We start from the raw sequence: 7,378 nt of genomic DNA, 5'->3' as shown, positions 1-7,378 counted from the left end.
GCCGCGCCGGCCCAGGCCTCGGTGTCGATGCGGGCGGTCAACCCCTGCAGCCGCAGGGCCTCGCCGGTGCCGGGCTGGTCGAGCATCAGGCAGGAGATGCCGCGGGCCGCCAGCTCCGCCCAGTGGTGGGAGGCGTACATGTGCTCCTTGGTGGAGTCCAGCCCGTTGACCAGCACGACGACCGGCGCGGGACCGTGCTCGGTGGCCGGGGCGGCGCTGAAGTAGGCCGGCAGCGTCGTCCCCTCGTAGGGGATCTCCACCCGGGACACCCGCGGGCTGTGCGTCTCGAACGCCTTCTGCGCGATCTCCAGCAGCCGCCGGTAGGTGGGCAACCGGTCCGGATCGGAGTGGGCCAGCATCCGCTCGGCCTGGGCCAGGTAGTTGCCGGCGCGGAACCACAGCTGGCCGGCGGTGCGGGTGTGCCCGGCCTTCTCCGCTGCCTCGGCCTGGCCGACGAGCTGGTCGGTCAGGGCGGTCCAGGCGCGCAGGAAGTCCGGCGTCCCGGCGTCCTCGCCGGCGTTGGCGGCGTCCTTGATCGGCCGGCAGGCGCGGTCCACCTCGTCGATCAGCCCGCCGGAGTTCAGCGTGGCGACGACCGACAGGTTCCAGGTGTAGGGGCCGGTGGGGAAGTACTCGAACACGTCGGTTCCTCTCTCAGAAGGTGCGGGTGCGGGCCCGCGAGCGGGGCCGGGCCGGGCGCACCGGGGGCAGGTCGACGCCCTCGACGACGCGGTTGCGGAGGGTGCCGATGCCCTCGACGGTCATCTCGACGACGTCGCCGGGCTGCAGCGGCGGCGGGGCCGCCTCGCCGCGGCGGCCCCACAGCTCGGCCAGGCAGCCGCCGTTGCCGCAGGTGCCCGAGCCGAGCACGTCGCCGGCGCGGACGCAGGTGCCGCGGGAGGCGTAGGCGATGAGCTCCTCGAAGGGCCAGCCCATGTTGGACAGCAGATCCTGGCCGACCTCGACGCCGTTGACGGCCACCCGCAGGTCGAGGGCGAGGAAGCCGTCGTCGTCGCGGTAGGGCTCGAGCTCGTCGGCGGTGACCAGCCAGGGGCCCAGGGTGGTGGCTGCGTCCTTGCCCTTGGCCGGGCCGAGGTTGACCTTCATCTCCCGGGCCTGCAGGTCGCGGGCGGACCAGTCGTTGAGCACCGTGTAGCCGAAGACGTGGTCCCGGGCGTCCTCGGGGCTCAGCGACGCGCCGTCCCGCCCGACGACGACGGCGACCTCGAGCTCGAAGTCGAAGCGCTGCGACCCCGGCGGGATCGGGACGTCGTCGTGCGCGCCGACCAGCGCGTAGGGGTTGGTGAAGTAGAACGTCGGCGCTTGGTACCACTCCGGCGGCACCTCGGCGACGCCGTCGATCGCCTTGCGCACCCCCTCGACGTGCTCCTCGAAGGCGACGAAGTCGCGCACCGTCGGTGCCTCCAGCGGTGGCAGCAGGCGGACGGCGTCGAGCTGCTCGGCAGGTCGCTCCAGGGCGGTGGCTCCCGCCTGGAGGGCGGCAGGCAGACCCGCGCGGACGAGGTCGAGGACCGTCGTCCCCTCCGGCAGCGGGTGCAGACCGGCGTCCGAGACGACGCCCGCTCGCTCCCTGCCTCCGGACTCCCAGGTGCCGAAGCGCATCGGCTCAGACCGGCGGGGCCACGAACAGGCCCATGTCCGGGTCGTTGAACGACCGGGAGGCGACGAACTCGTTCATGGCGTTCGCCGTCCCCCACTGGTCGGAGACCTCGGGCTGGGTGAAGTCGTAGAGGTGCGGGTGCCAGGTGTCCTCGTCGACCAGCTCGAGCTCCGTCGTGTACTCGACGGTGTTGCCGTGCGGGTCGAGGAAGTAGGAGAAGGTGTTGTTGCCGGCCATGTGGCGGCCGGGGCCCCAGATCTTCTCCACCCCGGCGCGCAGCAGCCGTCCGGTGCCGCGCATGTACTCGTCGATGCCGCGCATCTCGAAGCTGGCGTGGTGCAGCGAGGGGTGCGGCCCGCGGGCGATGGCCAGGCTGTGGTGCCAGGCGTTGGTGCGCAGGAACCACATCATGCTGCCCATCCGCGGGTGCATGAGCGTGTCCGACAGCGAGAACGACAGGTGCTTGTCGTAGAAGGCGACGGTGCCCTCGGGGTCGGCCGAGTTGATGACGACGTGGGACAGGCGCACCGGGATCGACTCGCCTTCCTCGATCTTGCGGTGCGTGCGGACCGCGACGTCGGCGCTGACCTCGACGGTGCGGCCCTCGTTGTCGAAGAACCGGAAGCCGTAGCCGCCACCGGGGGTCTGCAGGTCCCTCGGCTCGTGCACCAGCCGGACCCCGTCGCGGGCGAGCTTGGCGGCGAGCGTGTCGACGTCGGCGGCGTTGGCCGCGCCGAAGCTGATCAGGTCGATCCGCTTGTCGGTGGCCTGCCGGAGCCGGACGACGTATTGCTCGGGAGAGCCCTCGGCGGCGAGGAAGGTCAGGCCGGAGTCGGTGTGCTCGGCGGTGAGCCCCCAGGTGTTGGTGAAGAAGTCGAGCTGCTTGGCATGGTCGGGCACCGCCAGGTCGACGTGCCGCAGGTGGGTGATCAGGCGCTGGGTCATGAGGTGTTCTCCGTGACGTGCTGTTCCGAGTTCAGGCGGGCTGGCTGACGAGCATCGCGACGCTGCGCATGAGGCTCGGGATGTCGCCCTGCACGTGGTCGAGCTGCCACTGGGCCAGCTGGTTGGACGCGTCGACGACGGTCCTGGCACGGCCGTAGCGGCGGGCGGTGAAGGTCTCCCACAGCGCGTCGTCGACGGCGTCGCGCTCGACGAGCAGCTCGGCCAGGACGACGGCGTCCTCCAGGGCCATCGCCCCGCCCTGGGCGATGGTCGGCGGGCAGGTGTGCGCGGCGTCGCCGACGAGCACCACCCGGCCGCGGGCCCACGGTGCGGGCAGCACGTGGGTCTCGAACCAGGTGTAGTTGACCCGGGAGGGGTCGGTGAGCGTCTCGCGGATGTCGTCCCACGGGCCGTGGTAGGGCCGGGACAGCTCCTTCATCGTGGCCAGCTGCTCCTCGGGCGACAGCGTGGACCGGTCCTGCGCCGGTTCGACGATGTAGGCGTAGAGGGAGTCCTCGCCGGTCGGGCAGTAGCCGGCGATGAACGAGGGCCCGCCGTAGTACAGGTCGGTGCGGGTGACGCTCGCCGGACGCGGGCCGAAGGCGCGCCAGATGCCCATCCCGACCGGCTTGGTCTCCAGGTCGACGCCGAGGGCGCGACGGGTCCACGAGCGGACGCCGTCGGCGCCGACGACCAGGTCGTAGCGCCCGGTCGACCCGTCAGAGAAGGTGACGTCGACGCCGTCCGCGTCCTGACGCAGGTCGGTGTGCGTGGTGCCGAGCCGCACCTTGACGCCCACCTCGGTCGCGCGGTCGACCAGGATGCGGGCCAGCTCGGGGCGCTCCATGCCCATGACGGCGGGCAGGTCGGGGCCGCCGGTCCTGGCGTCGGGGATCTCGGCGACCACCGAGCCGGCCGGGTCGGGCGCGCGGATGCCGGTGACGTCGAAGGCGTAGCCGGCGGCCCGCACCTGCTCCCAGACGCCGAGCGAGCGCAGCTCGCGCAGCGCGTTGCCCTGCAGCGTGATCCCCGAGCCCAGGGCGGCGGCATCCGGCTTGATCTCGACCAGGTCGACGGCGACGCCGCCCTGTGCGAGGTGGATGGCGGTGCCAGCACCGGCCAGGCCGGCGCCCACCACGAGAACGCTCTTCACCGCTGGCATCTCAGTGCTCCCTCGTCTCTTGGATGCCGGTCACTTGACCGCGATCGGGTTGACCGGGGCGCCGACGGCACCGGTCACGGGCAGCGGGGCGGCGGTCAGGAAGAAGTCCCACACCCCGTCGGCGGCGCAGTCGGCCGCCAGCGCCTCGAGGTCCCACATCTCGCCGACGAACAGGCCCATGTTCGGGATGACCACCTGGTGCAGCGGCTGGAAGGCGTCGTCGAACTCGTTGGGGCGGACCTCGAAGCCCCAGGTGTCGGTGGCGATCCCGGCGATCTCGGTGGCGTGCAGCCAGTCGGCGGTAGTGAAGGAGAGGCCGGGGGAGTTCCCGCCGGCGTAGTCGCCCCAGCCGCGGCCCTCGGCGAGGTCGCGGCGGGCGCGGGTGAGCCGGCCGGTGCGGACCATCAGCAGGTCGCCGCGGCCCACCCGCGCGGACTCGCCCTGGGCGGCGACGGTGGCCTCGAGGTGCGCAGGCGTGATGGCGAAGCCGTCGGGCAGCTCGCCGTCGTGCCCGATCGCCCGGCCGACGTCGAGCAGGACGCCGCGGCCGGCGATCTGCGCCGCGGCGGTCTCGATGCCGGTGACCCTGTCGCCGTCGCTGGTGACGACGTCGCCGGCGCGGCGGCCGTTCCAGGCCATGCCGTGGTCGAAGATGTGGCCGAGGCCGTCCCACTGGGTGGAGGCCTGCAGCGGCATGGTGATCACGTCGTCGGCGCCGCCGATGCCGTGCGGGAAGCCCTGCACGCCGCGCTCGGCGTCGGTGCCGGTGTCGAGCATGGTGTGCACCGGGTTGGTGCGGCGGCGCCAGCCCTTCTGCGGGCCGTCCATCTCGAAGCGCTGGGCGAGGGAGAAGCTGACCCCGCGGCGGACCAGCCGGGCGCCCTCGACCCGCTTGGCCTCGGTGAGGAAGTTGAGCGTGCCCAGCACGTCGTCGTTCCCCCACCGCCCCCAGTTCGAGCAGCGCTTTGCGGCGGCGGCGATAGCACTCTCCGGATCGGAGCGGTCGAGGTAGTCAGGTAACAGCACGGCGCCTTCCTCTTCGAAGTGACGAGCCCCACGGTCGGTCAGAGGGGCCGGTCAGGGGAAGACGAGATGTCTGATGGAAGTCATCAGCGGGGTCGATACCGTGAGCCTGTGAACTTGGCGAGCCTGGACCTGAACCTGCTCGTGTCCTTGGATGCGCTTCTCCAGCAGCGCAGCGTCACCCGGGCCGCCGCACAGATGGGGCTGTCCCAGCCGGCCCTCTCGGCGTCCCTGGCCCGCCTGCGCCGGCACTTCGGTGACGAGCTGCTCTCCCGGGTCGGCAACGAGTACCGGCTGACCCCGCTGGCGGTCCAGCTCAAGGAGCTGGCCCGGCTGGCGTTGGCAGGCGTGGAGCGGGTGTTCACCGCGCAGCCCGCCTTCGACCCGGGGTCGTCCACCCGGGAGTTCACCCTGCTGGTGAGCGACTACTGGGTCGCCGTCCTCGGTGCCACCGTCGCGGAGATGCTGGCCGAGGAGGCTCCGCACGCCCGGCTCCGTCTGACCGCGAACACTCCCTCGGCGGTCGACCGTGCCGATCAGGTGATGCTCGGCACCGACCTGCTCGTGCTGCCGCACGGGTTCGTCACGGGCCTGTCGCACCGCGACCTGTACCGGGACGAGTGGGTTTGCGTGGTGGCCGCTGACAACCCGGTCGTCGACGAGGGCCTCACCGTCGCCCACCTGGAGACCATGCCGTGGGTGGTCACCTTCCACGGGCCGACGGCGGCCACCCCGGCCGAGCGGCAGATGCGGATGCGCGGCGTCGAGCCGGTCGTCCAGGTCATCACCGAGAACTTCCTGACCGTGCCGGGGCTGATCGCCGGCAGCGACCGGATCGCGCTGCTGCAGCGTCACCTGGTCGAGCAGGTCCCGCTGAACACCGGCATCCGGGCGCTCGCGCCGCCGGTGGAGATCGGCCCGCTGATCGAGGCGATGTGGTGGCACCCGGTCTACGACGACGACCTGGAGCACGTCTACCTGCGTGACCTCGTCTCCCGGGCCGCACATCAGGCGATGGGTGATGCCTGCGTCCTGCCATAGGCGTGGTGGACGCCGATCAGCTCCGGGAGGGGCGCCCCCGTGGGCGAGGCCCGACCCGGGGCACCGGGTCGGGGTCGGAGCGACGATGAGGTGGACGACACGCCCGAGTATGTGGGACGTGCAGCACCGTTCTCCGAACGGTGGCGCACCGGGCTGGACGCCGGCGAACGTCACAGGCCTTCCACCTGCACTGATCACGCCGCCATAGATGGGGTCGGATTCCTCGAACGGGTCCGTGGATCAAAGGGTCATCGGCGACCGTGAGCGCGCGCCCGGCCGGTGAGTGTGCCCGGGGCCCGGGGGACCCGGCCGGCCTCGATGAAGGCGTCCAGGACCGACCGCTGCACGCGGACGTACCTGCCGAGCTTGATGTACTCGATGCGGCGCTCGGCGATGAGGCGGCGGATGAACCGCTCGCCGGTCTGCAGGTAGTCACCGGCCTGGCTGGGGGTCAGCAGCTCGTCGGCACCGGTGTGAGAAAGGCCCACGGCTCCTCGGGTCGCGACGGGGGAGTCCATGGAGGAACGATGCTCCAGCGACCTGCCGTTTTCCTCCTGACCGTGTGAAGCAGTCCGTGCTTCTAGCGAGGCGTTGCGGCGCGGGAGCCCGGCCGGCCTTCGGTGGTAAGACTGGCGCTGTACTGGACGACTACTGCAGCGGGGCTTTCGTCGAGGAGACCGCTCCGGTCGGCCGGGGTGCGGCCCGATCCCTTCATGCTCCAGCGCCTTGCTCGCCCGGGGCGGGCACCGTTGGCCGGAGTGCTTCGAGCGCCATCGCGGCGCCGGTGGAGGCGACCTGGCGACCGAGGTAGGCGTCCTGGGTGAGGCTCGGGTTGGCGTGACCGAGCTGGTCGGCGATGGCGCGGGCGGACAGCCCGGCGTGGTCGAGCATCGTCGCTGTCGTCTTGCGCAGGACATGGCTGGTGATCTGGCCGAAGCCCGCGGTGGAGAAGGCGGTTCGCAGGTCGGCCTGCGTGTTGGAGGGATCGCGCCAGTTCCCGAGGGGAGCGGGGAAGACCGGCGCCTCCCGCCCTGGCCCGCCACCTGGGGTGCCGGCACGAGGAGCCCTGCGCCGCAGCCTTTCCACGCACCAGGGCGGCAGGAGCAGCGTGCGGGCACCCGACGCCGTCTTGGTGCTCTTGCGGACGAGGCCCTGGCCCTTGACGCGGACGATCGTCGACCTGATCTCCACAGTGCCGGCGTCGAGGTCCAGGACGTCCCATGTCACGGCCGCGGCTTCCCCGATGCGGCAGCCGGTGGCGAGCATGAAGGCCACGAGGTCAGGGACGTCGTACTTCCTGGCCTCATCGTCGGCGTCCAGGTTGGCCAGGAGAGTGCGAGCCTCGTCCGCGGTGAGGGCCGTCGGCGCCTTCTTCGTCGAGGTTGCGATGCTGCCGGTGTCGCGGACAGGGTTGCGGTCCAGCGCGTCGTGGCGAGCTGCCAGCCCGCAGACGCCGCTCAGGCGCGTTATGTGGGTTGCCGTCGGCAACTGATGGCTTGACATGAGGGCGCCTCTGCGGAGCGTGGTGGTTGTCGAAGCCCCTCGCCCGCAGAGGCGCCTCTCATGCTCCCCACCGAGGACCTGTT

8 protein-coding genes are annotated in these 7,378 nt (G+C 71.8%); 1 reads left to right on the top strand and 7 read right to left on the bottom strand.

What is annotated here, in order from left to right; all coding sequences use genetic code 11:
- The 5 genes from D0Z06_RS24895 to D0Z06_RS24875 form a co-directional block, all read right to left on the bottom strand.
- On the bottom strand, positions 1–641 hold a 641-nt coding region (locus D0Z06_RS24895), incomplete at its 3' end, for an alpha/beta hydrolase (protein ID WP_117380231.1).
- Positions 642–654: 13 nt separating this feature from the next.
- Positions 655–1,623: a fumarylacetoacetate hydrolase family protein gene (locus tag D0Z06_RS24890; protein WP_117380230.1), complete on the bottom strand. Its 969-nt coding sequence runs from the start codon at positions 1,621–1,623 to the stop codon at positions 655–657.
- Between the two features lie 4 nt (positions 1,624–1,627).
- Positions 1,628–2,566 carry a VOC family protein gene (locus D0Z06_RS24885; protein WP_117380229.1) on the bottom strand — a complete coding sequence of 313 codons (939 nt, stop codon included), beginning with the start codon at positions 2,564–2,566 and terminating at the stop codon, positions 1,628–1,630.
- A 31-nt stretch (positions 2,567–2,597) separates the two neighbouring features.
- Positions 2,598–3,728 carry an FAD-dependent oxidoreductase gene (locus D0Z06_RS24880; RefSeq protein ID WP_117380228.1) on the bottom strand — a complete coding sequence of 377 codons (1,131 nt, stop codon included), beginning with the start codon at positions 3,726–3,728 and terminating at the stop codon, positions 2,598–2,600.
- 30 nt (positions 3,729–3,758) lie between these two features.
- Entirely contained in the window at positions 3,759–4,754 is a 996-nt protein-coding gene (locus D0Z06_RS24875) for a cyclase family protein (RefSeq protein WP_117380227.1), read from the bottom strand.
- A 108-nt stretch (positions 4,755–4,862) separates the two neighbouring features.
- Between D0Z06_RS24875 and D0Z06_RS24870 the strand changes: the two genes are divergently transcribed.
- Positions 4,863–5,792, top strand: a complete 930-nt coding sequence (locus tag D0Z06_RS24870; protein ID WP_117380226.1) for a LysR family transcriptional regulator — start codon at positions 4,863–4,865, stop codon at positions 5,790–5,792.
- Positions 5,793–6,040: 248 nt separating this feature from the next.
- Here D0Z06_RS24870 and D0Z06_RS24865 read toward each other — a convergent pair whose 3' ends face one another.
- Both D0Z06_RS24865 and D0Z06_RS24860 read right to left on the bottom strand, forming a co-directional pair.
- Positions 6,041–6,310 (bottom strand): helix-turn-helix domain-containing protein, encoded by a 270-nt coding sequence (locus D0Z06_RS24865; protein WP_117380225.1) that lies wholly within the window; start codon positions 6,308–6,310, stop codon positions 6,041–6,043.
- Positions 6,311–6,503: 193 nt separating this feature from the next.
- Positions 6,504–7,295, bottom strand: a complete 792-nt coding sequence (locus tag D0Z06_RS24860; protein ID WP_233517949.1) for a site-specific integrase — start codon at positions 7,293–7,295, stop codon at positions 6,504–6,506.
- Positions 7,296–7,378 lie beyond the last annotated feature (83 nt).

Origin of the sequence: Geodermatophilus marinus (assembly GCF_003428645.1) — a bacterium.
Lineage (GTDB): Bacteria > Actinomycetota > Actinomycetes > Mycobacteriales > Geodermatophilaceae > Geodermatophilus.
The sequence above is the reverse complement of the archived record's forward strand: the minus strand, read 5'-3'. Positions and strand labels throughout refer to the sequence as shown.

Coding starts and splice junctions, on each gene's coding strand:
- D0Z06_RS24890 (WP_117380230.1), bottom strand. CDS start 1,623: ATGCGCTTCGGCACCTGGGAGTCCGGAGGCAGGGAGCGAGCGGGCGTC.
- D0Z06_RS24885 (WP_117380229.1), bottom strand. CDS start 2,566: ATGACCCAGCGCCTGATCACCCACCTGCGGCACGTCGACCTGGCGGTG.
- D0Z06_RS24880 (WP_117380228.1), bottom strand. CDS start 3,728: ATGCCAGCGGTGAAGAGCGTTCTCGTGGTGGGCGCCGGCCTGGCCGGT.
- D0Z06_RS24865 (WP_117380225.1), bottom strand. CDS start 6,310: ATGGACTCCCCCGTCGCGACCCGAGGAGCCGTGGGCCTTTCTCACACC.
- D0Z06_RS24860 (WP_233517949.1), bottom strand. CDS start 7,295: ATGTCAAGCCATCAGTTGCCGACGGCAACCCACATAACGCGCCTGAGC.